This window comes from Streptomyces tailanensis (assembly GCF_008386495.1).
Taxonomy (GTDB): domain Bacteria; phylum Actinomycetota; class Actinomycetes; order Streptomycetales; family Streptomycetaceae; genus Streptomyces; species Streptomyces tailanensis.
Map to the genome: position 1 here is coordinate 38,473 of NZ_VTHJ01000053.1, position 25,200 is coordinate 63,672.

Sequence of the window (25,200 nt, forward strand, 5' to 3'; positions counted from 1 at the left end):
GAAGACGCGCACCACGGGATTGTTTCCGGCAGGGGGAAAGCGGCTCTTCTGCAGAAGGTGCGCGACCCTCGTAGCAGGGCGGGAAGCGTGGTGGCTGCAGGCGCGCAGCTGTGTCAGTGCTTCTGCGCCACTGCCCCCAACTGGGGTACGACCATGGGCTCGTCGCCAGGGACGGGGCGCCACAGGGAGCACGAGACGAGTCCCGGTGCCAAGAGCGTGAGGCCGTTGAAGTACTGGCCGATCTCCTTGCTGCTGCGTGCGGTGACCGGCGGTTTGGCGTTGGTGTTCCAGAACTCCATTGCCTCCAGCTGGAGGTCGCCGCCGAGTTCGGGCTCGGTGGTGGGGTGGGTCAGCACGAGGAAGCTGCCGGGGGCGAGGGGCTCCAGAAGCCGGCGTGCGACGGTCCGGGCTTCCGCGTCGTCGAGGATGAAGTTGAGGATGCCGAGCAGCATCAGCGCGACGGGTTTGGTGAAGTCGAGTGTCTCGCCGGCGTGCGCAGGATGGTGTCCGGGTCGTACGCGTCGGCGTCTATGTAGGCCGTGGCGCCCTCCTTGGCGCTGGTCAGCCGGGTGCGGGCGTGCGCGAGAACGACAGGGTCGTTGTCGACGTACACGATCCTCGAAGCGGGCGCGATGCGCTGGGCGATCTCGTGGGTGTTCTCCAGAGCGGGCAGGCCGGTGCCGATGTCGAGGAACTGGCGTATACCCCGCTCCTCGGCCAGGTGGCGCACGGCGCGAATGAGGAACTTCCGGTCGGCGAAAGCGATGTCGCGGATGACGGGAATCATGCCGGCGACGTGATCACCGACCTGGCGGTCGACCTCGTAGTTGTCCTTGCCGCCCTGCCAGTAGTTCCAGACGCGGGCGTTGTGCGCCGTGCTGGTGTCGGGTCGCTCCTGTGGGGTGCCGGCGGCCTGGTTCTCGCTCACGTCTCCCTCTCCTCGCACGCCCAAGGATCCGATGGCGGCGGGCAGTCGGGGCCCGCAGCGGCGTGACGTCGCGCCATTGTGCCGCTGCCATCCCCGTCGCGGCCACCGCTCCCGCCCGAAGCACCGATGCCATCAGAGCAGCGCTGCCACGGACCAGAAGAAGGCCCCCATGACGGCGAAGGCCGCACCGCAGACGTAGTACTCCATCGGTGCGGCGCGAAGACGCCGGGGATCCTGTGGATCGTAGTGGACGGTGAATGCGCAACCCACGGGACGTTCGGTGATGGGATTGCTCTTCGTGGCCACCTCCCTCCCGTTCCGGGTGGTGAACCGGACTCGCGCACGACATACAGCCACCGGGAGGTTCCCGCCGCCGATAACGGCTCCCGCGTAACTCAAGGACTCGACAACCGCGTTTGCCGGCACCGTATGGCGGGCCAGCCACCTGCCACGAACGATGAAGCCGAGGGCCAGGATCAGGAAGGGGGATCCTCAGAACAGCCACGCTGAGGCGGCGGCGGACACCGCACCGGCGAACTGCGCGCACTGGCTGGGCATGGTGCTCAGGCATCTGCCGCACACGCTGGAACACGCTGTCGAACGCCGCGAGTTGATGCTGCGCCGAGCCCGCGCGCTGGGCGCCTGCGGCCGACAGCGGGAGAGCCGTGACCTGTTGCATCAGCTGATCGCCCGGCCCGACCGGGCCGAGAGGGGAACAGTCTCGCGGGCGTCCGCCGTCGTGTTGTGCGCCGTCATGGAGCATCCCCTCGGGCGCTACTCGGAGGCGGTGACCCTGCTCCGCCGCGAACTGCACCGTGCCGACCCGCCGCCCTCGCCCGCCGACCAGGTCGCGCTGGGTGTGCAACTGGGCAACTCCGCCCCGCACGACGCGTCGTACCCGCAAGGTGCGCGCCGACGTGGCGCGGCCCCTGGCCGTGTCCGGCTCCCTCGGGGGCGAGGCGAGCGTCGCCGCGCACTGCCCGTCGCCGCGCCGGGGGAGGCGTACGGACTCGCCGAGCTCACCGCCCGGGAGTGGGAGATCGCCGGTCTCGTCGCCGAGGGCCTCACCAGCCCGGCCATCGCCGAGCGCCTGTTCCTCAGCCGCCGCACCGCCGAGACCCACATATCCCGCGTCACCGCACCGGCGTTTCCTCCCGGGCCGCCCTGGCGGCGCTGATGGCCCCGCGACCACCGGTGTGGGCCTGTTCACAGGGTGAAGCAGGCGGGCGGCTCCGGACGCTGAGCCCGCGCGAAGGGCCGTGGGTGCCGGCGTACCGACACCCGATCACACGCCGGCGGTGCGATGCGTCGCTGCGGCGGGCAGGCCATTGTAGCGGAGGGACTCCGTTCATGCTGACTCCGGCGAAGGCCCGGCCCGGATCCGCGTCAGGCGTCGAGGTGTTCGGCGTATGCCTCGGTCGGAGGGTACGGGGCGGGACTCGTCATGCCCACCGACCAGAATCCCGTGGCGCCGGGAACGGACGTCACGTCGTTGAGGTACGGCGCCGGCGCCGTACCGGCCGGGCCCCGGACGACGGTCCAGGTGCCGCCGCCGTCCCGGCGCAGGTACGTACTGCGGCTCTGGTCCTGGAAGTTCCAGCCCGATATCCATGCGGCACGACCCTGCGCATCGCCCGCGATTCCGGTCAACGATCCGATGGTGAAGCCCGCTTCCACCCGGGTCCAGGCCGTGCCGTCCCAGTGGCTCAGGGCAGGGTTGCCGGGGCGTCCCGGTGGCCCGCCCACGCCGGCCTCGGTGCCCACCGCCCACACGTCGTCCGGGCCGGCCGAGTGGAGATCGGCGATGCCCAGACGCAGGCCCGCGATCGAGGGGAGGACCGTCCACGCTCCGTCCCAGCGAGCCACGAGCCCGGACCAGCCTCCGCCGTTCGACTGGTCTCCGCTCACCCAGACCTCGCCCGGCGAGCGCACCACGACCCGGTAGAGATTGGCGCTCGCGACGGGCAGCGGGTCCAGCCATCGCCATCGTCGCCCGTTCCCCTGCAGCAGACGGACGGCGCCGCCTCGGCTGCCGCAGATCCACACCCGCCGGTCGGGGCCGACGGCCACCGAGGTGAGTCGAACATCCGTCTCGCCCATGCCGGGGAACGTGGCTTCGCGCCAGTTCGTTCCGTCCCAGTGCAGCAGAGGGCTGCCGTTTCCGGCAGGCTGGCCCACACTCCACGCCGAGGTCGAGCAGACACCGGCGACGTCGCTCAACCGCGTGTGATCGAGATGCGACACATCGGTCTTCGTCCAGACGCTGCCGTTCCACACCATGGCCAGGGCCCCTTGCTGGGACTGCCCCCCGAGGTTCTCCTCGCCTACGGCCCAGGCCAGCCGGGGCCCGGCGGCCGCGATGCGGCGCAGTTGCGCGGCGGGAGTGCTGCCGGGCGCCGGCACGACCTGCCAGCCTTGCGTACGGGGCACCGGCACATCGGCCCAGGACGGAACCGGGCCCAGCGCGATCCCGGCGAGCGTGCCGATCGTCCCTGCCACAAATCGCCTTCGTCTCACTGCGGGATCCCTCCAGGCGGGTCGGGCGGATGGAAGGGACCACGGTGAGTCAACGAACCTCAAAATTCTAGCTATTTACATGACAAAGCGCGTACTCCGCCGTGCCTTCGCCCCGTTGGCCGCACACCGATACCTACCTGCCCCAAGCGCGCTCCGGCTCGCTGCGGCACACCTCGATCCGCACGGTCCGCCGCGCGGTGGCTCCGAGCGCGCCACGAGGTCCTGGTCGAAGCCGACGAGCACAGTGAGTTCGGCGGTGATCTCGGCGGTCAGCTCCATCGAGCGCAGGCGCGGCACGGTCCGGGCCGGTCCGCCGCAGCGCGAGTCCGGGCAGCCGCTTGTCGAAGACCTTCTCGAACGGGGCGCGTGCGATGCGGGCCGGGGCTTCGGCGTCATATGCGCGACGCGGGGCGTCATGGACTGAGTCGGCCGGTGGCACGCGGCCGGGATGCGACGGCATCCGGCCGGGACCACCCCGGATTGACGGATTCACCTCCACCCCTACCGGGCAGCGAGCAGATAGTGTCATGAGCACGACTACCCTTCCCCCACAAGGAGGTCGATCATGCACATCCGTACGCTGACCGGCGGCCTGGCCGCTGCCCTGGTGATGTCCTTGTCCCTGACGGGCGGCCAGGCCGTGGCCGCCCCTTCCGACGCTGCTGATGTCCCCCTGGCCGCCCGTGTCCTCACTTATGACGCCGCCGGCTCCGCGGAGTTCAGGAGCGCGGTCGACCGGGGCGCGGCGATCTGGAACGAGAGCGTAGATGCCGTCGAGCTGCGGCCGGCCGCCGCCGGCCAACGCGCGAACATACGGGTCCTCGCGGACAACGGCTGGCCGCGCGCCCTGCCCACAACCCTGGGCAACGGAACCGTCTACATCGGGCGCCAGGCCGTCGACCAGGGCTACGACACGATTCGCATCTCCGCCCACGAACTCGGGCACATCCTGGGCCTGCCCGACCGCAAGCCCGGACCGTGCTCGAGCCTGATGTCCGGCTCCAGCGCGGGCACCGCGTGCACGAACCCGTACCCGAACGCGGCGGAGAAGGCGGAGGTCGAGGGGAACTTCGGCGGCATGCGCGTCGGGCGGGCCCGGTCGGCGCATGCCGGGGTGATCGTGGACTGACGCGTGTCGCACCACATGTGAGGAAGGTCTACGCCCGGCGCCCTGCTCACACGGGGCAGGCCAAAGCCAGGCGGACCCACAGCCGAACGCCCGCCTGCGTCCCTGAGGCGGGCGTTCGCGCGTCGGACCTCCTCCTGCGGAAGTGTTCCCGAAGGCCATCCAACGCGGATGACCATCATGCTGGGGTGGCACCGCGATACCGCGTCGGCGTCAGCCTCACGCGCGTACCTGCCTGGGCCGATCCGGACCGCAGATTCGCTGCCTGTTGACAGGCAGGCAGAAGCACCGCCGTACAGCCGTTCTTCGGCCGCACACCGGCAGTGGTCAGTGTGTGAGGCCGGCCTGGATGAGCGTGTTCGGGCAGTCGTCGAGGACCTGCACCGCTTGCGCGACGGCGTCTGCACCGGGGGCGTCCCTGGGCTAGGGCCAGGCCGCTGTGCGACATCGAGGGTCGGCACGGCCGGACCCACGAGAACGCGTCGACTTTCGCCGGGACGCATGCGGATCTACGGATTTCTGCCCCAACAGCCCCTGCGGCAGCCTATGTTCACGGCGGTATCCGCTGTCGTACCCGCCTTGCAGGAGGCCCCGAATGCGCCGCACGCTCCGTACCGCCCTAGCCGGGGTCGTGACCGCCGCCGCCCTTGTGATGGGCGGCACCGCCCATGCCACGCCCGCGGGACCGGGGGTCACGGGCCGTGTGATCAGCCAGACCACCGCGAACGGCACCGACTACATTCTGCGGGAGGTCACGATCCCGCCCGGCCAGGCCACCGGCTGGCACTACCACGACGGGCCGCTGTACGGCTTCGTCAAGCAGGGCACCCTCAGCCACTACGACTCCACGTGCGAGACCGACGGCGTCTACCGCACCGGCGACACCATCCAGGAACCGGCCGGCCCCGACCACGTCCACATCGGCCGCAACCTGGGCGACACCCCGCTCGTCCTGGTCGTCCTCTATGTCCTGCCCCACGGCTCCCCGTTCTCCGAGGACGCCCCGAACCCGGGCTGCTCTTTCGAGTGATCACCCGTCGGATGGCCCGGAGCGCGTATGCCGTCGGACGCGTCGTGCTCATACCGTCCCGGGTCAGTGTCGGCGGCCGATGGCGATGTAGGTGTTGCCGAAGAAGCGGAGGCCGGTCATGGCCTGTTCGACTTGTTTGAACGCCTCGTCCCAGCGGGCGAGGTCGTCCCGGGTGACGAGGCCTTCGGCGAGCAGGGCGTCGCGGGCGGCCCAGGCGGGGCCGCGCATGCCGGGCGGGGGCGTCATGACGTTGATGTGGCCCTCGTAGGCGGTGACTTCGAGGCCGGCGGTGGTGAGGAGTTCGTCGAGCCGGAGGCCGATGCCGAGGTCGTTGCCCCGGCGTCGATGCAGTTCCCGGTAGCGCTCGTCCATCTCGTCGTACGCGGCGGGGGCGCCCCGCAGCCGGAAGCCGGTCGCGTCGACGTCGACGAGGTACACCGTGCCACCGCCGGGTCTGGCCGAGGTGGTCCACGATCGCCTGCTCCCGGCCGCCGTTGTGAGCGAGGACGTGCCGGAGCATCACCACGTCGAACGTGCCCTCGGCCAGCCCGGTGGCGTCCGCGGAGCCGGTGCCGGTGTGCACGGGCGCGCCGGAGCGTTCGGCGAGCATCGAGGCGACGGCCAGCGCGTCCTTGTCGCGGTCCACCGCCCATACGGCACCGTCGGGGGCGACGATGTCCGCCAGCCGCACCGAGAGAGCGCCCGGTCCGCACCCCACGTCCGCGATCCGCGCCCCGGGCACCACCCCGGCGTCCTTCCACAACTCGCGTTCACGCCGCTCGGCGATGTCGGCCATGAGCCGGTAGCGCGCGATCTCCGAGTCGTCGAGGGTCAGTGAGTAGTCGGCCACTGGCGGTTCCTCCCGTGGTTCGTCGGTGACTCATTGTGGGCGGCGGGATGCCGTCGCAGACCATGACGCACACGGCGTTTCGCCGGTTGACGGCCGCGAGGCGCTGACATGTGGCATGAGCTCGGCTCGGCCCCGGGCAGCACGGGCCTGTCCGGGGCCGCCGCAGCGGAGCAGCCGGGCGCCCAGCGCAGGCTGACCTGACGGACGAGGCAGACGAGCCGCATCAGCGAACTCCATACTGACCGCCTGCGCCTTGTCGGGTGGGACGTTCACCAGGTGGGATACGCCGTTGATCCACTCGTCGTCCGCCGCGTAGGTTCCCCCACATGACAAACGTACGGATCGGTGTGATGCACGACCGCGACTGGGCCCCGGAGGGGTTGCCCGAGTTCGCGAGGCGGGCCGAGGCGCTCGGCGTGGACGACCTGTGGGTGGTGGAGGACCTCGGCTGGAACGGTGGCGTGTCGGCGGCGGCCGTGGCCCTGGGCGCGACAAACCGCCTGCGGGTGGGCATCGGCATCACCCCGGCCCCACTGCGCAGCCCGGCGCTGCTGGCGATGGAACTGGCCACGCTGGCCCGGGTGTTCCCCGGCCGGCTGGTGGCCGGCATCGGGCACGGCGTGCGGGAGTGGATGGCCCAGGTCGGTGTCGCTCCCCGCTCCCCGCTGGCTCTGCTGGAGGAGACGATCACTTCCGTGCGCGCGCTGCTGCGCGGTGAGCGCGTCGAAGTGACGGGGCGTGAAGTACGGCTGTACGGAGTCAAGTTGGTGCATCCGCCGACCGAGGTCCCGCCGGTCGTCGCGGGCGTGGTGCGCCCCCGCTCCCTCGAACTGTCCGGCCGGGTCGCCGAGGGCACGCTGATCGCCGAGGGCCACGGTCCGCGCGATCTGGAACACATCCGTGAGCTGATCGCCAAGGGTGGCGCCACTGCCGACCACACCCTGACCGCCTTCGCCTTCGCGTGCGTAGGCGACGACCCCGACGAAGTGGCCCGCACCCTCCACCCCCACACCGAGGGCCACGGTGCCTGGCTGGGCCGCCCCCAGGAGGAGGTCTTCACCGTGTCCGGCGACGCCACCCGGGCCGCCGACGGCATCCGCGAACTCGCGGCGGCCGGCGCGCACACGGTCGTCCTGCGCTTCGTGGGCGTCGATCCCCTGGGGCAGTTGGAGGCCGTGCTCGGAGCCTGGCAAGCCCCCTCGGCCTGAGGCGCTTCGCTCGAACGATCCTCCCCGCCCCCTTTGCCGTGACTGACGCAGATCACGTATTGCCGTCACGGGGCGGCTGCACAAGCCCGGGAGTCTGACGGGGCTTTGTGGAGTTGAGGCGCGAGCGCCACACTGGCGCGGCTCACCGACACCGATCTGCTCACCGAGGCGCTGACCCCACAGGCCGCTTCCTGGTCGATCCGGACGCACGACCCCGAAGTACGTCCGGATCCACTCCGTCGTTCCGCCGCACGTGCGGGATACGGTCCTCCGACAGCACCTCGTCCCGGTGACCTACCGGCAGCCGGCTGGACCGAGGGCCGCCCCGGCCCGGGGCAGTACGGCGTCGCTGATCGGGGCCATCGGCCCGGCCGTGCTGGCCAACCTCCTCCCTGAACAGCGCCGCCGGCGTCTGAAGGCCCGCTGCCGCAAGGCATCCAGCAAGTACTGTGGCGAAGCCGACGACGGCATGGCCGGACACCGGCCCGGCCAGCCGGCGCACCACGGTCGTCTTACCGGCCCCGGGGCGGCCCTCCAACGGGATCTTTGTTCCTGAACTCGCCTGCTCACGACGGCGTGCCCGGGTCGGAGTAGCGGAGCAGGGCGCCCACGCCGTCTTGAAGTGGCACCACGTGCTGCGGTACGACAACCAGCTCGGCACCGGTGCCCACAAGGGCACGCATCAGGGCCTCGTCGCCGCGGTCCTCGTGGGGAGCCTTCACCCCGAAAGAGCTCAGCTCGTCCTCGGTCAGGGCGAGCTGGGTCGGCTGGGGGCCGGTCCACAGCCGCAGCGAGGACTCCGGGGGGTGGTTGAGCAGCAGCGCCTCGACCTGGCCGCGCTGCAGGGCGGCGATGGTGGCGGGCAAACCCGTGGACGCCGCTCCGTGCCGCGATCGCCGGGCGATGAACTTCTCCACGAGCGCCTCGTCGTGCGCGGCCATGCGGCCGCGGAAGACGCGGTCGAGCTGCGGCTCCAGCAGTGCGCGGCCGGTGTCTGCGGGGGCTCGTCCCCCGACGCGTACGACCCGGCGCCTCAGGCCGACCGGCAGGCGGCGGAGCAGCACATTGCACGCCCACTGGTCACCGCCCAGGAGTACGGCGTCGGCCCGGCGGTGTCGCGCCCAGTCGTCGAGTTCGTGGCCGAGCCGGACGGCGGCACCGTGCCACCCAGCCACCGGGATCCGTCGGTGCAGCCGCTCTCCCGGTGCCACCACGGAGGCCGGCCAGACGCCTGCCTCGGCGTCCACCGTCACCGTGCCGTGGGCCTCCGCCGTAGGCAGTCCGCGGTAGTGCACGACCACGGCCAGGTAGGGGATCTCCGGCACGTGCTGGACCACGAGCGGCATGGCGTCCGGCAGCGTGCTGTAGCGGGCGGAGTCGTGGGCGGGAGGCTGCGGCAGTTCTCCGTCCAGCACCAGCGCCCCGTGCGCGGTGAAGACCGCCTGTCCGTGAAGCCCGGGCACGTCCGTGTCACAGCCGACGACTCGCTCCAGGGTGGTGAGTGTCGGCCCGTCCGCACCCTGGCGGGCCAAGGCGTCCCGAAGCCGCCGCCAGCGCAACGCGATCGTACGCTCCGGATGCTCGACATCACGGGATGTGTCGAGGTACACGGAGGCGAACGGCCCCTGCTGCGCGTAGAGGGGCTCCAGAAACGACAGTCGCATCACCATCACCCCACCTTCGATGATGACGCCCCCGGAGCCGGATCCGGAAACAGCTCAGATGCGGAACAGGACGACCCCCGCGGCGACGGATCCCGCCACGGCACCGCCGTAGCAGAAGAGGCTGATCACGAGGCTCAGATTCTTGAGCCGCAGGCCGTCGTACAGGGTGTATCGGAAGCGGTGCGCCCAGTGGAAGAGGCACAGCAGGCACAGCCCGAAGAGGATCACCTTGGTGGCGGGGTGGCGCAGCACCGACAGCAGGTGGGTGTGGTCGGGGGCCGACAACCAGCCCAGCGGAAAGGCGATGCCGAACAGGAACAGCAGGACGGGGACCAGGAGAGCTGCGGCCATGCCGCCCGCGCTGAAGAGCAGCCACAGCAGCGGTTCCGGTGATCTCCTGGCCATCTCGTCACCCCTTGAGAATCAGCCACGCCACAGCCGCCGTCAGAAGCGCCCACAGCAGGTAGTGCGTTGCCACGATGGGGCCCGGCCGGACGCGTCGGCCGCGCAGCCGTACCGCCATGGCCCGCGGGGCCAGGCCGAACCAGGTGAGAGTGTGCAGCAGGACGAAGAGCAGGGCGATCACGTTCAGCAGGACGACCGACCACTGCCCGCTCCAGTCCCGGAACTGCTCGTACGCGTCGCTGCCCTCGGCGATCGCACCAGCCATGAGCAGCAGGAACACGACGAACCAGGCGATGAAGACGCCGCTCAGCTCCCGCAGCACGAAGACGAGGTAGGCGCGGCGCCGGAGCCACCAGAAGATGGGGACAGGCTTCCGGTACGGTGTCGGCCCGGACCCGCCAGCCGGCCCCGGCCGCCGCGACGCGGGTGTCCGGCTCATCGCTGTCCCCACGGCCAGAGGAGGTCCTTGAGCGACCGCGTGGCCGCCGTGAGCTTGTAGCGCTGGATGGCGCCGGCCGGGTCGACACCTTTGGGGCAGGCCGTGGTGCACTCGCCGACCAGGGTGCAGGCCCACACGCCGGCGGCGGAGCTCAGCACATCCCGCCGGTCGGCGGATCCCTCGTCCCGTGAGTCGAGGTTGTAGCGCTGGGCCAGGGCGATGGCCGCGGGTCCCACGAAGTCCGGATCGAGCGCGTACACGGGACAGGCCGCGTAGCAGAGCATGCAGTTGATGCACATGCTGTACTGCTTGTACGCGTCCATCTCTTCCGGCGTCTGCGGAAACTCACCCTCGTCGAGGGGCTTGTCCTCGGCACGGATGATCCAGGGTTTGACCTCGGTCAGCTTGTTCATGAAATCGTCGATCTCGACGACGAGATCGCGGACCACGGGAAAGTTGGCGAGGGGTTCGACCCGCACCGGACCCGGCGCGAAATCCGTCAGGAAGGCCGAGCAGGTCAGCTGCGGCTCGCCGTTGACGGTCATGCCGCAGCTGCCGCAGATTCCCATCCGGCAGGACCAGCGGTAGGAGAGCGTGCCGTCGAGGTGGTCCTTGACGTGGTTGAGCCCGTCGAGGACCGTCCACTCCTTGCGCAACGGCACCTCGTAGGACTGCCAGGTCGGTTCCATCTCCTGCTCTGGCCGGTAGCGTGCGACCCGCAGGGTGATCCGGTCGTTCTCCGGCATGGCTACTGCCTCCCGTACACGCGTTCCCCGGGGGCCCAGCGGGTGATGGTCACCGGTAGGTACTCCACCCGTCCGGTGCCGTCGGGCTCGTGGTGGATGAGCGAATGGGCGAGGTACCGCTCGTCGTCGCGCGCGGGGAAGTCGGTGCGCTGATGCGCCCCTCGCGACTCCCCGCGGCTCAGCGCGGAGTGGACGATGCTCGTCGACACGTCCAGCATGCAGCCCAGTTCCAGCAGGGCGATCAGATCGGTGTTGAAGGTCCGGCTGTGATCGCCGACGGCCGCCCGGCCGTAGCGCTCCCGCAAGTGCAGCAGCGTCTCGGCCGCCTTGGCCAGGGATTCCCTGTCGCGGTAGATCCCCGCGCCGCTCTCCATGGTGTCCTGCATCGCCGTACGGATGTCCGCGATGCGTTCGCGGCCTTCCGCGTGGTGTGCGACCAGGCGCTCCAGGCGGCGCTGCTCGTCGCGGGCCTGCGCCACCACCGCGGCGCCGGGGCCGGTGCCCGCGGTGGCAGCGGCGTACTCGGCGGCCGCCCGGCCGGCCCGGGCGCCGAAGACCAGCAGCTCCGGAAGGGAGTTGGAGCCCAGCCGGTTGGCTCCGTTGATGCTGACGCACGCCACCTCACCCGCGGCGTACAGGCCGTCGAGCCCGGTGGCGCCGTGGATGTCGGTATGGATGCCGCCCATCATGTAGTGCACCACCGGGCGCACCGGGATCAGTTCGGTGACGGGATCGAGGTTCTGGTATTTCAGGCACAGCTCGCGCACGAACGGCAGCTTGGAGTCGATGAGTTCCGCGCCGAGGTGGCGCAGGTCCAGGTGGACGACAGGCCCGTGCGGCGTCGGGGTGGTCCTGCCCTTGTCGAGCTCGTGCACGAATGCCTGCGACAGCCGGTCCCGCGGCCCCAACTCCATGCTGCGCGCCACCGGCACCGGTTCGGGCTTGCCGAGGTCGTAGTCCTGGAGGTACCGGTAGCCGTCCTTGTTGAGCAGTCGGCCGCCTTCGGCACGGGCGGCCTCCGTGATCAGAATGCCGGTGAAGGGCAGACCGGTGGGGTGGTACTGCACGAACTCCATGTCCTTCAGCGGAGCGCCGGCCCGATAGGCCAGGGCCATGCCGTCACCGGTCTTGATGCTGGCGTTGGTGGTGAACGGATAGACCCGGCCGCAGCCGCCCGTGCTCATGACGACGGCGTTGGCGGTGATGGTCTCGACCCGGCCGCTGGCCAGCTCGATCGCCACCACGCCGCGTACCTTCCCGTCGTCGACGAGCAGCGTGCTGACGAACCACTCGTCGTACCTGACGATGTCCCGGTACGACAACGCGGTCTGGAACAGCGTGTGCAGGAGGTGGAACCCGGTTTTGTCGGCGGCGAACCAGGTGCGCATCTTCTTCATGCCGCCGAAGGCCCGTACCGCGATGCGCCCGTCCGCCTGCCGGCTCCACGGACAGCCCCAGTGCTCCAGACGGAGCAGTTCGCGTGGCGCCTCCTGTACGAAGGCCTCGACGGCGTCCTGATCGCACAGCCAGTCCCCGCCGGAGACGGTGTCGTACGTGTGTTCGTCGAGGCTGTCGTCCGCGCCGGCGACGGCGGCGGCTCCGCCCTCGGCGGAGACCGTGTGGCTCCGCATGGGATAGACCTTCGAGATGATCGCCACATTCAGCCGCGGATCGGTCTCGGCGATGGCGATGGCCGCACGCAGCCCCGCGCCTCCGCCGCCGATCACCACGACATCATGAGAAGCGGGCATGTCACCACCTCGGTGTCCGCGGCCGGTCAGGCCTCGTGTTCAGCGCTGTGCTCGTCCTGGAGGACTGTGCCGTCGTGGCGTACCACCTTGACGCGCACGCTGCCGTCGTGGAACTCACGACGAATCCGACGGCAGCCGCATGCGTACGCCACCCTGTCGACGAACAGCCCCGCGTCGTCGTCCTCCTGGTAGCGCATCCCGTCGACGAATCGGCCGCACGGAGCCCGCTCTTCGGTGAAGTCGATGGTGTTGCCGACCATCACACCCACTTCCCAGCGCTCAACGTGAGCGTACCGCCGGCTGAACGCCCCCGCAGGTGGGAGACAGCCGTGTGGGTCGGAGTTCCGCGACTTTGTGTAACCCCTTCGAGCAATCAGGAACCGCCAGACCTGCCCGGCCAACGGCGCGCTGGGCTGACCCGGGGCCATCGGCTTCGCCGAGCCACCCTTTCCGCTCGGCCTCGGCAGTCCGGTCGAGGCGGTTGTCGGGGATCTTCACCAGCTGCCCCCGTTGGGCCGGATCGGGCCGGAGCAATGAGCAACGGACACAGGCTGTCAGGGGGTGGGCGGGGCCGATGTCATGGCCCGTCGGATCACTCTGGTCAGGGCGCGTCCGGATGTCCGTACGAGGGTCTCCTCCACAAGCGGCAGGGAGGGCAACCCGAGTGGTTCGCGCGCCCAACGGGGCAGGGCGGATACCGCGTTCGCGGCCAGGACCGCGTACGGGGCCCGGGCGATCCAGGGCAGGGGCGGATGGAGCAGGAGGAAGCGCGTGGCCTCGCGGGCCTCCCGGGTGGCGCGCAGCTCCTGCCGGTACGCCGCCAGCCGGTCGGCCAGCTCGGCGCGGGTGCGGGGAGGGTCGATGACACCGAGAGCGGCCGCCACACGGGCGGTGTCGGCGATGTACGCGTCGTAGCCGTCGGCGTCCAGCGGGTGGGCTCCGTAGCGCTGGTGAGCGGTCAGGAAGCTGTCCACCTCGGCGACGTGCACCCAGGCGAGCAGATGCGGATCGGCGGCATGGTAGGTCTCTCCCGAAGCGGTGACTCCTCGCACGCGCTCATGGACCGCTCGCACGTGGTCCACCGCCCGTTGCGCGTCGTCCGCCGTGCCGAATGTGGTCACCGCGAGGAACGTGCTGGTGCGCTGGAGGCGCCCCCACGGGTCGCCCCGGTAGCCGGAGTGAGCCGCCACGGCTGCCATGGCGCGTGGGTGCAGGGACTGGAGCAGCAGGGCTCTCAATCCTCCGATGAACATGGACGCGTCGCCGTGGACGGCACGTATCGGGCTGTCCGGCCCGAACCAGCGAGGTCCCGGCGTCCCGTGGATACGGGCACGGTTCCTTGGCCCGGCGGGGCCGGCGACGCGGAGGAACAGCCTGCGGCCGAGCCGCCCCCATGGATCGATGAGCCCGTGCACGGACGCGTTCATACGACAAGTATCCGCCGGACGCCCTGCGTGTCACCGAGTCCGCCGGACCGCGTCCCGCGACCGAGACACGTCTGGGCGGTGATCGCCGGTCACTGGAGCGCGTGCACGGCCGCGGCGAACACCTGCGGCATACGGCAGGCCGCCGGCACGATCAGACGGGAGGCCTCCCGTCGGCAGCTGACCCGGACCAGCGCCTCGGTCAGCAACCGGTGCCGAAAGGAGAGCCGCCGCCAGGCCCTCTCGTAGGCCTGCGGTCGCCCCGCCCGCAGGCAGCGGACCGCCGCCTCGGCCGACGCCACGGCCAGGGCGATGCCCTCACCGGTGAGCGCGTCGACGTAGCCGGCCGCGTCGCCGACGAGCAGGACCCGGCCGGCCACTCTGGTGCGCACCCGCTGGCGCAGCGGTCCGGCGCCGCGTACGCCGTTCACGATCGTCCCGTGCCGGAGCCGGCGGGCCAGCTCCGGGAACCGGTCCAGGTATGTGTCGTAGGGGCGTCTCGCGGTGCTCAGTACGGCCACCCCGACCAGGTCGTCGGAGACCGGTGTCACATACGCCTCGCCGTCCCGGGACCAGTGCACTTCGACGAAGTGCGACCACGGAGCCAGGCGGTAGTGCTGCCGCAGGCCGTAGCGCCGGGGCCCGCGGTGGGGCAGGTCCAGGCCCAGTCCGCGGCGGACGGGAGAGTGCAGGCCGTCCGCCGCGACGAGCCACCGGGCCCGGAGCCCCGCGGCGGTCACCGCGTCCGGGCCCTGCCGTACCTCGTCCACCTTCCCCGGCAGGATCCGCACCCCGATCTCGCCGGCCCGCCGGGCCAGCGCGGCGCTCAGCACGGTACGGCGTACGCCCAGGCCGGTGCCGTCACGGAAGGCGGCCTGCGCGCGGTGGACGTCGTCCACATACCGGATGCCGCGCAACTCGTGGCCGGCCGGGTCGACGCCGAGCGCGCTCAGGGCCCGAACGCCACCCGGCATCACGCCCTCGCCACACGCCTTGTCCACCGGGCTCGGGCGCGGTTCGATCACGACGGTTTCCATCCCGCTCAGCGTGGCGTGGATCGCCGTTGCCAGCCCGGCCGGCCCGCCGCCCACCACGAGCAGGTCGATCACCGGGGCCCGGCCCCGGCGCCGGTCGCGGCCGTACCGTGGGCCGGCACGGGGGACGGCGCCGTGGGCACCGCCCAGGCCAGCGCCGTATCCTCACAGCGCACCCGTACGGCGAGCAGCGCGGCGTTGAACAGCGTGAAGAGCGCAGTCGTCAGCCAGGCCCCGTGGACCAGCGGCAGAGCGATGCCCTCGGCCACCACCGCCACGTAGTTAGGGTGGCGCAGCCACCGGTACGGCCCGCCGGACACCAGGGCGAGGCCGGGCACCACGAGCACGCGGGTGTTCCAACGCGGCCCCAGAGTGCCCACGCACCACCACCGCAGCGCCTGGGCCGCGACGACCACGGCCAGCATGGTCCAGCCGAGCCAGGGCAAGAACGGCCGCCGCATCGCCCACACCTCGACCAGACAGCCGACGAGAAGTCCCGCGTGGAGTACCACCATCACGGGGTAGTGCCGTCGGCCGAACTCCACGGCGCCGCGGGCCAGACTCCAGCGTGCGTGACGACGGGCGACCACGAGTTCGGCGACGCGCTCCGCGCCGATCGCCATCACCAGCCAGACGTACCAGATCACGTTTCTCCGTTCTTCCTCGTCTTCCTCCCCGGTCTCGCCCGTCGTCCTCCCCGGCTTCTTGCTACCAGCGCAGCAGGACCAGTTCAGTGCAGAAACCGGGCCCCATGGCGAGCATCAGCCCGATGGCTCCCGGGAGCGGTCTGCGCTCCGAGGCCAGGGTGTCGCGCAGGATGTGCAGCACGGAGGCCGAGGACAGATTTCCGACCCGCGCGAGCGAGCGCCGGCTGACGTCGAGAGCACCGTCCGGCAGGTCGAGCGCCTCCATGACCGCGTCGAGGACCTTCGGGCCACCCGCATGGCTCACCCACGCCGTCACATCCCGCCGGGTGAGGCCGTGGTCGGAAAGGAACCTGTCGACGTCACGGGCGAGGTTCTTGCGCACCACGTCCGGGACGGCCGGATCGAGGACTACGCGGAAGCCGGAACAGGTGATGTCCCAGCCCAGCAAGTGCTCGGTGTCCGGATAGAGATGGCTGCGGCTCGCCACCACCGTCGGCCCGGATGCCGCTGCTGCCGTCGCCCTTCGCGCACCGCAGGCGACTACAGCGGCGGCTCCGTCGCCGAAGAGCGCGGTCGCGATCAGGTTGGCCGGTGATGTGTCGGCGCGCTGGAAAGTCAGGGAGCACAGTTCGACGGAGAGCAGTACGGCGACGTGCTCCGGCCACCCCCGCAGATGGTCGTGCACACGGGCGATGCCCGCCGCGCCGGCGACACACCCCAGCCCGAACAGAGGCAGCCGTCTGACGTCCGGCCGCAACCCGAGCCGCCCGACGAGCCGGGCGTCCACGGACGGGGCGGCAATACCCGTCACGGAGGTGAACAGCAACAAGTCCACGTCCCGTGGGGACAGACCCGCCTCGCTCAGTGCCCCCGCGACCGCCTCGGCACCGAGGTCCACGGCACCGGCGATGAAGGCGTCGTTGACCGCGCCGAAGCCGTCCAGTTGGCCATACCGGTCGAGTGGCAGTGCTGTATGGCGTGAGCGCACCCCCGCGCCGCGGTGCAGCCGGTCCAGAACCCGCCGGTCGGCGCCGGCGGGCAGACAGAGACGGGCAACCATGTCGGTGATCTCGTGCTGGGTGTGCCGGTACGGTGCCAGAACTCCGTGTACAGCGGCGATTCGAGTCATCAGAGCTCCATGTCGGTGCCCGGGGCGAGCAACGTGACCCATGTGTGCCCTCGTGCCGCGTGGTCGTACCAGATGATCGCCCGCCTGCGCCTACGATCGCCGCGTGAACGCCACGGATCAGGCCACCACCAGGACACGGGACGCCGACACGGCGGCCACTGCCGCGGACGGCGGTGTACGTCACCTGCGGCTCCTGCTCGGTCTCCTGATGGCCTGTCACCCCGGTCCCACCGCAGCCGTGACTTCGTTGATGACGGCGCTGGCGGCGTCGGCCGGCCACGACGGCCACAGGTGTCTGCAGGTCGCCGCGGCGGTACTGACGGGCCAACTGTCGGTGGGATGGTGCAACGACGCCGTCGACGCCCGGCGCGACCGCGAGGCCGGCCGGTACGGCAAACCGGTGGTGTCCGGCGCGGTCCGCGCCTCGACCGTAGGGGCGGCGAGTCTCGTGGCACTGGCGCTCAGCGTGCCGCTGTCGCTGGTCTGTGGTGTGCTCGCCGGAGGCGTCCATCTCGTCGGCATCGGCGCCGCGTGGGCGTACAACCTGGGAGTGAAGGCGACGAGGCTGTCCTGGCTGCCGTATGCGGTCGGCTTCGCCGCACTGCCCGCTTTCGTGGTGCTGGGACTGCCGGGCAGCCCGCGACCGGCCTGGTGGCTCGTCCTTGCCGGGGCGCTGCTCGGTGTCGGGGCGCATCTGGGCAATGTGCTTCCGGACATCGGCTCCGATCTGGCGAGGGGTGTGCGCGGCTGGCCGCAGCGGCTCGGCCCGGCCAGGGTGCGGCTGTTGATGCCGGTCCCGCTGGTCGTCGCGTCCGCGGTGATCGTCCTCGGCCCGCCCGGGCCCTTCGGTGCCGTCGGCCTGGTGGCGCTGGCGGTGGCCGTAGGGACGGCTGTGAGCAGCGCGGCCGTGGGGCGCCGCCGCGTCCGGGTGCCGTTCATCGCTGCGATCGTCGTGGCGATGACCGACGTGGCGATGCTGGTGTGGCGAGGCGAAGCCCTCACCTGACCGCTGCGACCGGGGTGCGGCGACCGCCGCGGGCGGGACTACGGTCGGCGTCTCTCCCGGGCGAGCCCGATCACCTTGGCGACCGGGGCCTTCAACGGGCAGAGCACATGGTCAGGCGGAGTCCACCGACACGTCCGGTAAATGGCCAGGTGCTTCACAGGATCGTGCTTCTTTTATTGACAGCGGAAAAGAAGTGCCCGTACGTTCCCGGCCATGCGCTCGACCCCGTCCTCAGAGGCGTTCCCGGCCCATACGCCGGCCGCCGCCCAGATCTTCACCATCGTGCTCTCCCATGGCCCACTCGCCCGGGCGGAGATCGCACAGCGGGCCGCGCTGTCTCCTGCGGCGGTGACCAAGGCCGTCCGGCCTTTGATCGAGACGGGATACCTGGTGGAAGACGTCGACGGGAGGTCCCGGCCGGGGCTCGGCCGCCCCGCCAACCTCGTGCGGGTCGACGGCGGTCGCGCGCTGTTCCTCGGGGTCAAGGTGACCGGCGACGAGATCATCGCCGTACTGACCGATCTTCGCTGCCGGATCAGGATCGCCCGGCGCACCCCGCTGGCCGACCGGCGACCCGCGGGCGTACTCGCCACCCTGAGCGACCTGGTCCTCGAACTGCTCACCGAGGCCGAAGGGTTCGGAGCGGCGGTCAAGGGCGTGGGGATCGCCGTCTCCGGCGATGTGGACCGCGCCGAGGGTCTGGTGCGGTACTCCCCGTTCCTGGAGTGGCGGGACGTCCCGCTCGCGGACCTCGCCGCCATGACCGTCGGCCTGCCGGTCACCGTCGACAACGACGTCCGCGCGCTCACCGTCGCCGAGCAGTGGTTCGGCGCGGGTGCGGGCCTGTCCGACTTCGCGTTGGTGACGGTGGGCGCCGGCATCGGATGTGGTCTCGTCGTGCGCGGCCGGGTCGTCGCCGGCGCGCACGGTGTGGCCGGTGAGATCGGGCATCTCTCCCTCGACCCGGCGGGCCCGCGGTGCCACTGCGGCAACCGGGGCTGTGTGGAGGCCATCGCCTCCGAGTCGGCGATCGTGCGCGACGTACGGGCGGGGACCGGCGTCGACGTGGCGGACGCGGCCGAGGCCCTGGAACTCGCGCACCGAGGCGATCCCGGAGCCCGGAAGGTGTACGCGCGTGCGGGCTGGGCCATCGGACGGGCCATCGGGTCCGTGGTCAATCTGCTCGGACCCGAGCGAGTGATCATCTCCGGCGAAGGACTCGCCGCCTACGACCTGTTCGCCGAGCAGATCAGAGACGCCTTCGCCGCCTCCGCCTTCGGCGCTGCCGCCCGATGCGACGTCAGGACGCATCCGCTGCCCTTCGAGGAATGGGCACGCGGGGCGGCGGCCACCGCCATCCAGTCCTTCATCGCATCAGACCCGCCCAAGGAACCCAAGGATCACAAGGAGTAGGGATGACGCCGCGGAGCCGCATCACGCCGAGGGAGGCTGGTTTGTCATGAACTCGCCATGACTGTCTCGTGTGGCGCGATCCCGCACGTCCGCAACCGGACCTGACATCCCCAACGCCCCTGTCCCCGCACGCCCTTCCATGACACGGAGGTCGCCAGCCATGAGGTTGTCCCCCCACCGCACCGGCAGAGCCTTGCTCGCCGAGCCGAGCCGGCCGGACGTGCAGCGCCTGGAGCGCGTAGCCGGACGCGTCTTCGGCACCGGCTGCGTGGTCTCCGACCACTACGCCCCCGACCGTGACCGACCAGCGAGCCGGGACCAGCAGGCCGGCCTGTGCCTGGTCGACGCCTACGAACCGGGGGACCCGGCCGCCTGGCTGGTCAACGAGCGGGTCACCCGCCGCCAATGCGCGGCCTGCGCCAGTCGCATCACCGACCTGCCCGAGCACCACGTCCCGCCCCAGTGGACACCGCGCCAGGCCTGGGCGACCAAAGGCCGCAGCCAGGTCCCCGTCGACCAGGGCCCGACTGCGACCCGCGCGCGGGGGCCGCACGCCGGTGACCTCCGGGAGCGCCACAGCGGGTCTCCAGCTGCCGAGTAGCGCCGTGGGCGGCTGAACACCAGTCTGTCTGACGGGGCTTACTCACTGGTGGCCGGCGCATCCGCCCTGTAGCGTCATCCGCAGCTGTCGTGGTTCGCAGTTCCTGCCCGCGCCGAGGTGCGGGCATTTTGCTGTGCAGTGCCCGAGGACCAGGACGACTACCTCCGGGTACGCGCGGTGCGGACCCGTCATCAGATGAAAGGCATCGGCATGGCCAGTGGAACCGTCAAGTGGTTCAACGCCGAGAAGGGCTTCGGTTTCATCGCGCAGGACGGCGGCGGCCCCGACGTCTTCGCGCACTACTCCAACATCAACGCCAGCGGCTTCCGCGAGCTCCAGGAAGGCCAGGCTGTGACCTTCGACATCACCCAAGGCCAGAAGGGCCCGCAGGCGGAGAACATCACTCCCGCCTGACCTTGCACCAAGGCCGACACGGTGCCCGAGGTGGCGCTCCCGCCCGGGTGCCGTGCCGGCAGCCTGCAGCGGAGCCTTCGCGTCCTGCCCGGCAGAATCGGGTGATCGACACGCCCTTGGGGTAGCTATGCAGGAACTCCGCTTCGACGACATCCGGTTCACCGTGGAGGTCAGCAGCGATCAGACGTGGCTGCGGCGCGCGTTGGGCGGTCACGAGCTGTGCGTTCAGCTCGCCATCGGGGTGTCGCCGTTCGCCGAGGCAGGAAAGATCCTCGCCCTGGAGGCGGATCTGTTCGGCTTCGGCACGGTGCCGGGGCAGCGCTCCCGGCTCGGCCGGGCCACCGTGAACCTGGCCTACCCCCGGTAGTGATGGTCCACCGGGTGAGTCCGTCGTTCCCGCTGACGTCGCTGCAGGTCTACGCGGTCGAGGAGGCCCGTGCCGGCGACGTGCGGTTCGAGATCGATCTGAACGCGACCCTGTCGCAGGCGGCCGGGTATCCGGGGTGTGCCCAGGACACGGCGCGGATCAGCATCGCGAAAGGCGGTGGGAAGAGCAGATTGCCCAGCTGGGGCCGTCCGCGGCGTTCGAGATGGCCGTGCCGTATCCGCTCGGCGATCCGCAGTGGGCCGAGGTCGGCCAGACTCTGCGGGACGCGCAGCGCCTGCTGACCGCCGGGGAGATCCGGGCGTCGATCCTGGAAGTCAGGCGGGCGCTGGAGTGGATCCAGGAGAACGTGGACTGGGACAAGCCCGGGCGAAGAAGCTCGGCAACCAGTGCAACCAGACCGAGCGGTGGTGGCGGATCCAGGACGCCCTGTACGGCCAGGCGTGCGGCGCCCTGCACAACGATGCGGTCACCAAGGACTTCAACTACGACCGGACCGAGGCGGAGGCACTCCTGGCGATGACCGCCGCACTGCTGCGGAATGTGCATGGCGCCGGTGCATGACGTAGCGGCTCGGTGTCGAGCACCAACCGCTCGACACCCAGACGGCGGTCGGCCTGCTCGCCCGCTCCGCGTGACCCATTAAGACTGGCTGACACCCGAGCGGCTGCAGTGCTCCCCAGGCGCGCGGCGTCGCCTCCTTCCTGCGCACCTGGAAACCCTGATCCCGAACCGGGATCGCCTCATGCCACGCCGCGTTGGTGAGCCGGGGGGAGAGAATGGTGGCATCTGGGTGTACCCGGACGGGTTGAGCATAGGCTCCGTCTGGTGGAGACGTTCTGGATCACTGCGGCGGCGGTCCTGTGGGGTGCCGGCGTGGGCCTGCTGATACCGCGCGCCGCGTACCGGCTTTGCGTGCCGCCCGATGAGCCGTGGCGGGCAGCGTGTCCTGAACGGCCCCGGTTCGAATGGAGACTCGGGAGTGCCCCGAGTTGGGTGGAGCCGAGTCATGGCACCCCCCTCCTCCTACCCGCCTGAGCTGCGCAAGCGCGTGCAGGTAGCCCAGCAGCGTGGGGTGCAGCGTGCGATACACGGTCTTGAAGTCCGCCCCGCTGCCGCGGCGCGCGTCGGCCACAGCGGATCCACCTGGCCGAGAGGTCTCTCAGCAGGATCCGTCGGTGGAACATTCACCCGGGTGGCCCCGGCAAGGTTGTGGTGTGTCTCCGATTCCGACCGCTACTGATCCCCGGCCCGCAGGCTGCTCACCTGCGACCGCACCGGGCGGTGCCGTCGCTGGGGGAGCATGAGGAGCGGGCCGGGGCTCAGGGCCGCTTTCGGCTTCGGCCGGATCGTCGCGCCGGGTACGGGCCGCAGCTGCCAGCGCGCGCTGACGGCGGCCAGTGCGAGCGTCGCTTCGGCCATACCGAAGGCGTCACCGATGCATTTGCGGCTGCCCGCGCTGAAGGGCAACGTAGCGCCGCGCTGCGCCGGCGACACACGCTCGGGAAGCCAGCGGTCGGGGTCGAAGCGACCCGGGTCGTGGAAGACACCGGGGTCGCGGCCGAGGACGTATGGGCTGAACAGGATGATCGTGCCGGGGGGCAGCGGTTGCCCCGCCAGTTCGGTCTCGGCGGTGGTCGTCCGGGTGAGGATCCAGGCGGGCGGATACAGGCGCAGGGCTTCGGTGACGGCGCGCCGCGTGTAGTCGAGCTCGGGCAGATCGGAGAAAGCGGGCAGCGGCCGTCCGCCCAGGGCGCGGTCGACCTCGTCCTGCAGTTCCCGTTCCGCCTCCGGGTTCCGGCCCAGGAGGTGGAAGGCCCAGCCCAGGGCGCTCGCGGTCGTCTCGGTCCCTCCGATCAGCATCGTCATGACCTGGTCGCGGATCTCGTCGTCGGTGAAGCGCTTGCTGCTCTTCTCGTCCTGAGCATCGATCAGGATCGAAAGCACGTCCTCGTTCTCAGACCCGGCACTCCGCCGGGCCCGGACGGTCTCGTCGATGACCGTGCACAGCCTCGCGCGTGCCCGGTCGAACCGCCTGTTCTCCGGGGTGGGGATCCTGTGCAGCGGCCCGATCGGCGCGATCATGCGCCGGTAGACGCCTTTGAAGATGACGGGCAGACAGCGCTGTACCTCGGCGACGGCCCGGCTGTCCATCGTCGTCGACAGCAGCGTGCGCATGGTGACGCGGATCGTGAGGGCATGCAGCGTGGCATTGAGGTCGACGGCGCGGTCCGGCTCCCATGCCGAGAGCACGGCGTCGATCTCTTCGCACATCACACGGGCGTACGACGCCATCCGGCCGGGGTGGAAGGCGGGTTGTACGAGCCGGCGCTGGATCCGGTGCTCCGCCCAGCCCGAGGTGACCAGGCCGTTGCCCACCAGCAGCCGGGCCGCGTCGAACAGCGGGCCGCCCTTGTCGAACGTACGCGGGTTCAGCAGGACCTGCTGGACGAGTTCGGGCCGACAGACCAGGTAGGCCCGCAGCGGGCCGAGCCGCACCTCGACCAGGTCGCCGTGGGCCGGCAGGGAGGTGAGGAATTGCAGCGGTCGGCGCAAGAGGGGTATCGCGTGGCCGAGAACGGGGAGCCGGCCGGGCGCGATGGCGACCGCCGTCGGCGGGGTGGTGCCCCGGGCCGGCGGTCGGGACCCCAGCCACGCTCGTCGGATCGCTGCCACTGCTTCAGCTCCTCGTCATGGAAGGCGCGGGCCGGCCCGCGCCGACTGTGAGCGAGGCGTCGGCATCGGGGTCATGGCCGGAGTGTGGCCGGAATCGGGTGACGGGAGCGGTGAGGCTGATCCAGCCAGACGTCGAGCCGTCCCATACATAGCCGTCGCCGAAGTAGCGGGGCGTGAGGTACTCGAATTCCTGGCTGCCACCGATGACATGGTCAAGCCCGCGCAGATAGTGGCGGAGGTCCGGGTGCGAGCCGTGCGGCCCGTCCAGCAGTCGGTCCCGTGCCGCGAGATAGGCCTTCTCATGGTGCTCCACGAGCCGGCAGAGCTGGTCGACCGACTGCTGCAGACCGAGCCCCCGACGCTCGATGAGCACACGGACCAGCGTCATCTTGTCCCCCTGGGCATGCTCCTTGCGCCACGACAGCAGATCATTGACGATGATCATCTGCCGCATTCCGTGTGTGTGGACGTCCGTGAGCAGCGAGTCGTGGGCGGTCATGTCGACCTCGGCCGCGTACTCGGTCATCAGACGGATGAAGTCGCAGCCGAAGCTGTTCATGCGCACGGCCATACAGGTCTCGTAGTCCGGCACGCGGTCCTTCAGCTTGAAACCGATCTCGGTTGCGCACCCTCGCAGAAACACCTCCAGAGCATCCGCGAACCGCCGGATCTGCGCGGAGGAAAGCCCCGAACTGATGCGTCGCCAGAGCTCCTTGCCCGCGCGGGCGTACGGGAATTGCTCGCTGCCGCCCGGGCCGCCGTGGAAGTCGTTCATGATGCCGGCGAATACCTCACGGGCGTCGGACTCGTCGGCTCCCAGCGCCGAGCCGTCCGAGACGGCGCTGTCTATGACAGTGACGTACTGATACCAGTCGGTGACGTCGAGCGCCCGCCGCTCATCGGCGTCCGGCACGGTCAGGGGCCCGTACATGCCGTTGCGCTGGCGGAGGAAGTAGAACAGATCCTCCTCGCGCATGAAGCAGCCGCCGAGCAGGCGGCGCACCCAGCCGTTGGACCGGAACTCGAGCTGGGCGGCCTTGGGGTGGTAGGCCACGGGGAGCAGCCTGGGCAGTTCGGGCAGGTAGATCTCGGTCATGACGTCCTCGCGGAGAGCGTGACAGCGAGTTGGCGCAAGGCCGCGGTGGCGGTCTGGGGGAAGGCGGCGCGGTCGAGGACGGACAGCGCGCGGCGGCAGCGGCGGGCGATCATACGCTCGACCGTGCGCCGGGCACCCGTGGCCGCCAGTACGACCCGTACGGCGTCGGCCTGCTCCCGGTGAGGTCGGGACGGCCCACCAGAGCATGAAGGAGCCGGAGTTGCACGGGGTCGGGCCGTCGGCCGGCAAGAGCCATCAGGACCGTGCACTTGCCTTCCCGGAAGTCGTCGGTGGCCGGCGGCCCGGTCGCCGCGGGGTCGCCGACCGGTCCCAGGAGGTCGTCCAGGGGCTGGAAGGCCTCCCCGATCGGGAGGGCGTAGGCGGTGCAGGCGTCGGCGACCGCGGTGGCGCAGCCGGCCAGCGCGCCGCCGAGGTGCTGCGGGCGCTCGACGGTGTACCTCGCGGTCTTGAAACGGATGAGCTCCGGGGCCTGGGCGAGATCGCTGTTCGGCCTGCCGAGGCCGAGGAGGTCGAGGTACTGGCCGGACGAGACCTCGGTACACGTCGTGTCGATCACCGGGAGCGCCGCCCGCAGTTGGTCGGGCGTAAGACTCGTGTGCAGCAGTTCGTCGGACAGGGCCGGGGGGGAGGTCGCCGAGCAGGACGGCCGCGTTCCGCCCGAACCGGCCGACCTTCACCGGGGCCGCCGCG

27 protein-coding genes and 2 pseudogenes are annotated in these 25,200 nt (G+C 70.8%); 11 read left to right on the top strand and 18 right to left on the bottom strand.

Translation table 11 applies throughout. The features are described 5' to 3' along the window. Positions 1 to 113: 113 nt before the first annotated feature. Both F3T56_RS33990 and F3T56_RS50270 read right to left on the bottom strand, forming a co-directional pair. Positions 114 to 928, bottom strand: a pseudogene (locus F3T56_RS33990) (SAM-dependent methyltransferase). Positions 929 to 1,060: 132 nt separating this feature from the next. Next, the gene (locus F3T56_RS50270; protein ID WP_172639269.1) at positions 1,061 to 1,234 is read right to left on the bottom strand and encodes a hypothetical protein; all 174 of its coding nucleotides are present in this window, start codon (positions 1,232 to 1,234) and stop codon (positions 1,061 to 1,063) included. A gap of 250 nt (positions 1,235 to 1,484) precedes the next feature. Between F3T56_RS50270 and F3T56_RS49470 the strand changes: the two genes are divergently transcribed. Further along, a complete protein-coding gene (locus F3T56_RS49470; RefSeq protein WP_172639270.1) occupies positions 1,485 to 2,105 on the top strand; it encodes a LuxR C-terminal-related transcriptional regulator in 621 nt (206 codons plus the stop codon). A 209-nt stretch (positions 2,106 to 2,314) separates the two neighbouring features. On the opposite strand, the gene F3T56_RS34000 is transcribed toward F3T56_RS49470, so the two are convergent. Then, positions 2,315 to 3,427: a ligand-binding sensor domain-containing protein gene (locus F3T56_RS34000; protein ID WP_149829194.1), complete on the bottom strand. Its 1,113-nt coding sequence runs from the start codon at positions 3,425 to 3,427 to the stop codon at positions 2,315 to 2,317. Between the two features lie 583 nt (positions 3,428 to 4,010). On the opposite strand from F3T56_RS34000, the gene F3T56_RS34010 reads away from it, so the two are divergent. Together F3T56_RS34010 and F3T56_RS34015 are read left to right on the top strand one after the other, a co-directional pair. Next, positions 4,011 to 4,574, top strand: a complete 564-nt coding sequence (locus tag F3T56_RS34010; protein WP_149829195.1) for a snapalysin family zinc-dependent metalloprotease — start codon at positions 4,011 to 4,013, stop codon at positions 4,572 to 4,574. A gap of 592 nt (positions 4,575 to 5,166) precedes the next feature. Next, the gene (locus F3T56_RS34015) at positions 5,167 to 5,601 is read left to right on the top strand and encodes a cupin domain-containing protein (RefSeq protein WP_149829196.1); all 435 of its coding nucleotides are present in this window, start codon (positions 5,167 to 5,169) and stop codon (positions 5,599 to 5,601) included. A 63-nt stretch (positions 5,602 to 5,664) separates the two neighbouring features. Here the strand turns inward: F3T56_RS34015 and F3T56_RS48505 are convergent, their stop codons facing one another. Continuing rightward, positions 5,665 to 6,039, bottom strand: a complete 375-nt coding sequence (locus F3T56_RS48505) for a hypothetical protein (protein ID WP_246204173.1) — start codon at positions 6,037 to 6,039, stop codon at positions 5,665 to 5,667. Between the two features lie 112 nt (positions 6,040 to 6,151). Then, positions 6,152 to 6,397 (bottom strand): annotated as a pseudogene (locus F3T56_RS48510) (methyltransferase domain-containing protein); the annotation flags it as partial. A 380-nt stretch (positions 6,398 to 6,777) separates the two neighbouring features. Here F3T56_RS48510 and F3T56_RS34025 point away from each other — a divergent pair. Further along, the gene (locus tag F3T56_RS34025; protein WP_149829197.1) at positions 6,778 to 7,659 is read left to right on the top strand and encodes an LLM class flavin-dependent oxidoreductase; all 882 of its coding nucleotides are present in this window, start codon (positions 6,778 to 6,780) and stop codon (positions 7,657 to 7,659) included. Positions 7,660 to 8,225: 566 nt separating this feature from the next. Here F3T56_RS34025 and F3T56_RS34030 read toward each other — a convergent pair. The 10 genes from F3T56_RS34030 to F3T56_RS34075 form a co-directional block, all read right to left on the bottom strand. Continuing rightward, on the bottom strand, positions 8,226 to 9,329 hold the full coding sequence (locus F3T56_RS34030) for a baeRF2 domain-containing protein (protein ID WP_246204174.1): 1,104 nt from the start codon (positions 9,327 to 9,329) through the stop codon (positions 8,226 to 8,228). A gap of 48 nt (positions 9,330 to 9,377) precedes the next feature. Then, a complete protein-coding gene (frdD, locus tag F3T56_RS34035) occupies positions 9,378 to 9,728 on the bottom strand; it encodes a fumarate reductase subunit FrdD (RefSeq protein WP_149829198.1) in 351 nt (116 codons plus the stop codon). 4 nt (positions 9,729 to 9,732) lie between these two features. Continuing rightward, positions 9,733 to 10,167 (bottom strand): fumarate reductase subunit C, encoded by a 435-nt coding sequence (locus tag F3T56_RS34040; protein WP_149829199.1) that lies wholly within the window; start codon positions 10,165 to 10,167, stop codon positions 9,733 to 9,735. Then, positions 10,164 to 10,913: a succinate dehydrogenase/fumarate reductase iron-sulfur subunit gene (locus tag F3T56_RS34045; RefSeq protein ID WP_149829200.1), complete on the bottom strand. Its 750-nt coding sequence runs from the start codon at positions 10,911 to 10,913 to the stop codon at positions 10,164 to 10,166. Before F3T56_RS34045 ends, F3T56_RS34040 begins: the two co-directional genes overlap by 4 nt. 2 nt (positions 10,914 to 10,915) lie before the next feature. Further along, a complete protein-coding gene (frdA, locus tag F3T56_RS34050) occupies positions 10,916 to 12,664 on the bottom strand; it encodes a fumarate reductase (quinol) flavoprotein subunit (RefSeq protein ID WP_149829201.1) in 1,749 nt (582 codons plus the stop codon). 26 nt (positions 12,665 to 12,690) lie between these two features. Continuing rightward, complete coding sequence (locus F3T56_RS34055) at positions 12,691 to 12,924, bottom strand: hypothetical protein (protein WP_149829202.1); 234 nt, start codon at positions 12,922 to 12,924, stop codon at positions 12,691 to 12,693. Between the two features lie 294 nt (positions 12,925 to 13,218). Continuing rightward, on the bottom strand, positions 13,219 to 14,091 hold the full coding sequence (locus tag F3T56_RS34060) for an oxygenase MpaB family protein (protein WP_149829203.1): 873 nt from the start codon (positions 14,089 to 14,091) through the stop codon (positions 13,219 to 13,221). 89 nt (positions 14,092 to 14,180) lie between these two features. Then, positions 14,181 to 15,197: an NAD(P)/FAD-dependent oxidoreductase gene (locus F3T56_RS34065; protein WP_149829204.1), complete on the bottom strand. Its 1,017-nt coding sequence runs from the start codon at positions 15,195 to 15,197 to the stop codon at positions 14,181 to 14,183. Further along, a complete protein-coding gene (locus F3T56_RS34070; protein ID WP_149829205.1) occupies positions 15,194 to 15,769 on the bottom strand; it encodes an isoprenylcysteine carboxyl methyltransferase family protein in 576 nt (191 codons plus the stop codon). The genes F3T56_RS34065 and F3T56_RS34070 overlap by 4 nt, the downstream gene beginning before the upstream one ends. A 61-nt stretch (positions 15,770 to 15,830) precedes the next feature. Continuing rightward, entirely contained in the window at positions 15,831 to 16,898 is a 1,068-nt protein-coding gene (locus tag F3T56_RS34075; RefSeq protein ID WP_149829206.1) for a type III polyketide synthase, read from the bottom strand. Between the two features lie 103 nt (positions 16,899 to 17,001). Between F3T56_RS34075 and F3T56_RS34080 the strand changes: the two genes are divergently transcribed. From F3T56_RS34080 to F3T56_RS34110, 7 genes are all read left to right on the top strand, one after another. Beyond that, on the top strand, positions 17,002 to 17,904 hold the full coding sequence (locus F3T56_RS34080) for a UbiA family prenyltransferase (RefSeq protein WP_246204176.1): 903 nt from the start codon (positions 17,002 to 17,004) through the stop codon (positions 17,902 to 17,904). Positions 17,905 to 18,117: 213 nt separating this feature from the next. Beyond that, positions 18,118 to 19,317: an ROK family transcriptional regulator gene (locus tag F3T56_RS34085; protein WP_149829207.1), complete on the top strand. Its 1,200-nt coding sequence runs from the start codon at positions 18,118 to 18,120 to the stop codon at positions 19,315 to 19,317. A gap of 160 nt (positions 19,318 to 19,477) precedes the next feature. Then, positions 19,478 to 19,918: a hypothetical protein gene (locus F3T56_RS34090; RefSeq protein ID WP_149829208.1), complete on the top strand. Its 441-nt coding sequence runs from the start codon at positions 19,478 to 19,480 to the stop codon at positions 19,916 to 19,918. Positions 19,919 to 20,128: 210 nt separating this feature from the next. Then, positions 20,129 to 20,332, top strand: a complete 204-nt coding sequence (locus tag F3T56_RS34095; RefSeq protein WP_037751662.1) for a cold-shock protein — start codon at positions 20,129 to 20,131, stop codon at positions 20,330 to 20,332. A gap of 127 nt (positions 20,333 to 20,459) precedes the next feature. Then, positions 20,460 to 20,699, top strand: a complete 240-nt coding sequence (locus F3T56_RS34100; protein WP_149829209.1) for a hypothetical protein — start codon at positions 20,460 to 20,462, stop codon at positions 20,697 to 20,699. Positions 20,700 to 20,713: 14 nt separating this feature from the next. Next, positions 20,714 to 21,001: a hypothetical protein gene (locus F3T56_RS34105; RefSeq protein ID WP_149829210.1), complete on the top strand. Its 288-nt coding sequence runs from the start codon at positions 20,714 to 20,716 to the stop codon at positions 20,999 to 21,001. 49 nt (positions 21,002 to 21,050) lie between these two features. Beyond that, entirely contained in the window at positions 21,051 to 21,281 is a 231-nt protein-coding gene (locus tag F3T56_RS34110; RefSeq protein ID WP_149829211.1) for a hypothetical protein, read from the top strand. A 672-nt stretch (positions 21,282 to 21,953) separates the two neighbouring features. Here the strand turns inward: F3T56_RS34110 and F3T56_RS34120 are convergent. The 3 genes from F3T56_RS34120 to F3T56_RS34130 all read right to left on the bottom strand — a co-directional run bounded on the left by F3T56_RS34120 (position 21,954) and on the right by F3T56_RS34130 (position 25,126). Then, the gene (locus F3T56_RS34120; RefSeq protein ID WP_246204177.1) at positions 21,954 to 23,393 is read right to left on the bottom strand and encodes a cytochrome P450; all 1,440 of its coding nucleotides are present in this window, start codon (positions 23,391 to 23,393) and stop codon (positions 21,954 to 21,956) included. A 4-nt stretch (positions 23,394 to 23,397) separates the two neighbouring features. Then, positions 23,398 to 24,489: a terpene synthase family protein gene (locus F3T56_RS34125; RefSeq protein ID WP_149829212.1), complete on the bottom strand. Its 1,092-nt coding sequence runs from the start codon at positions 24,487 to 24,489 to the stop codon at positions 23,398 to 23,400. 109 nt (positions 24,490 to 24,598) lie between these two features. Next, complete coding sequence (locus F3T56_RS34130) at positions 24,599 to 25,126, bottom strand: polyprenyl synthetase family protein (RefSeq protein WP_149829213.1); 528 nt, start codon at positions 25,124 to 25,126, stop codon at positions 24,599 to 24,601. Positions 25,127 to 25,200: the final 74 nt, after the last annotated feature.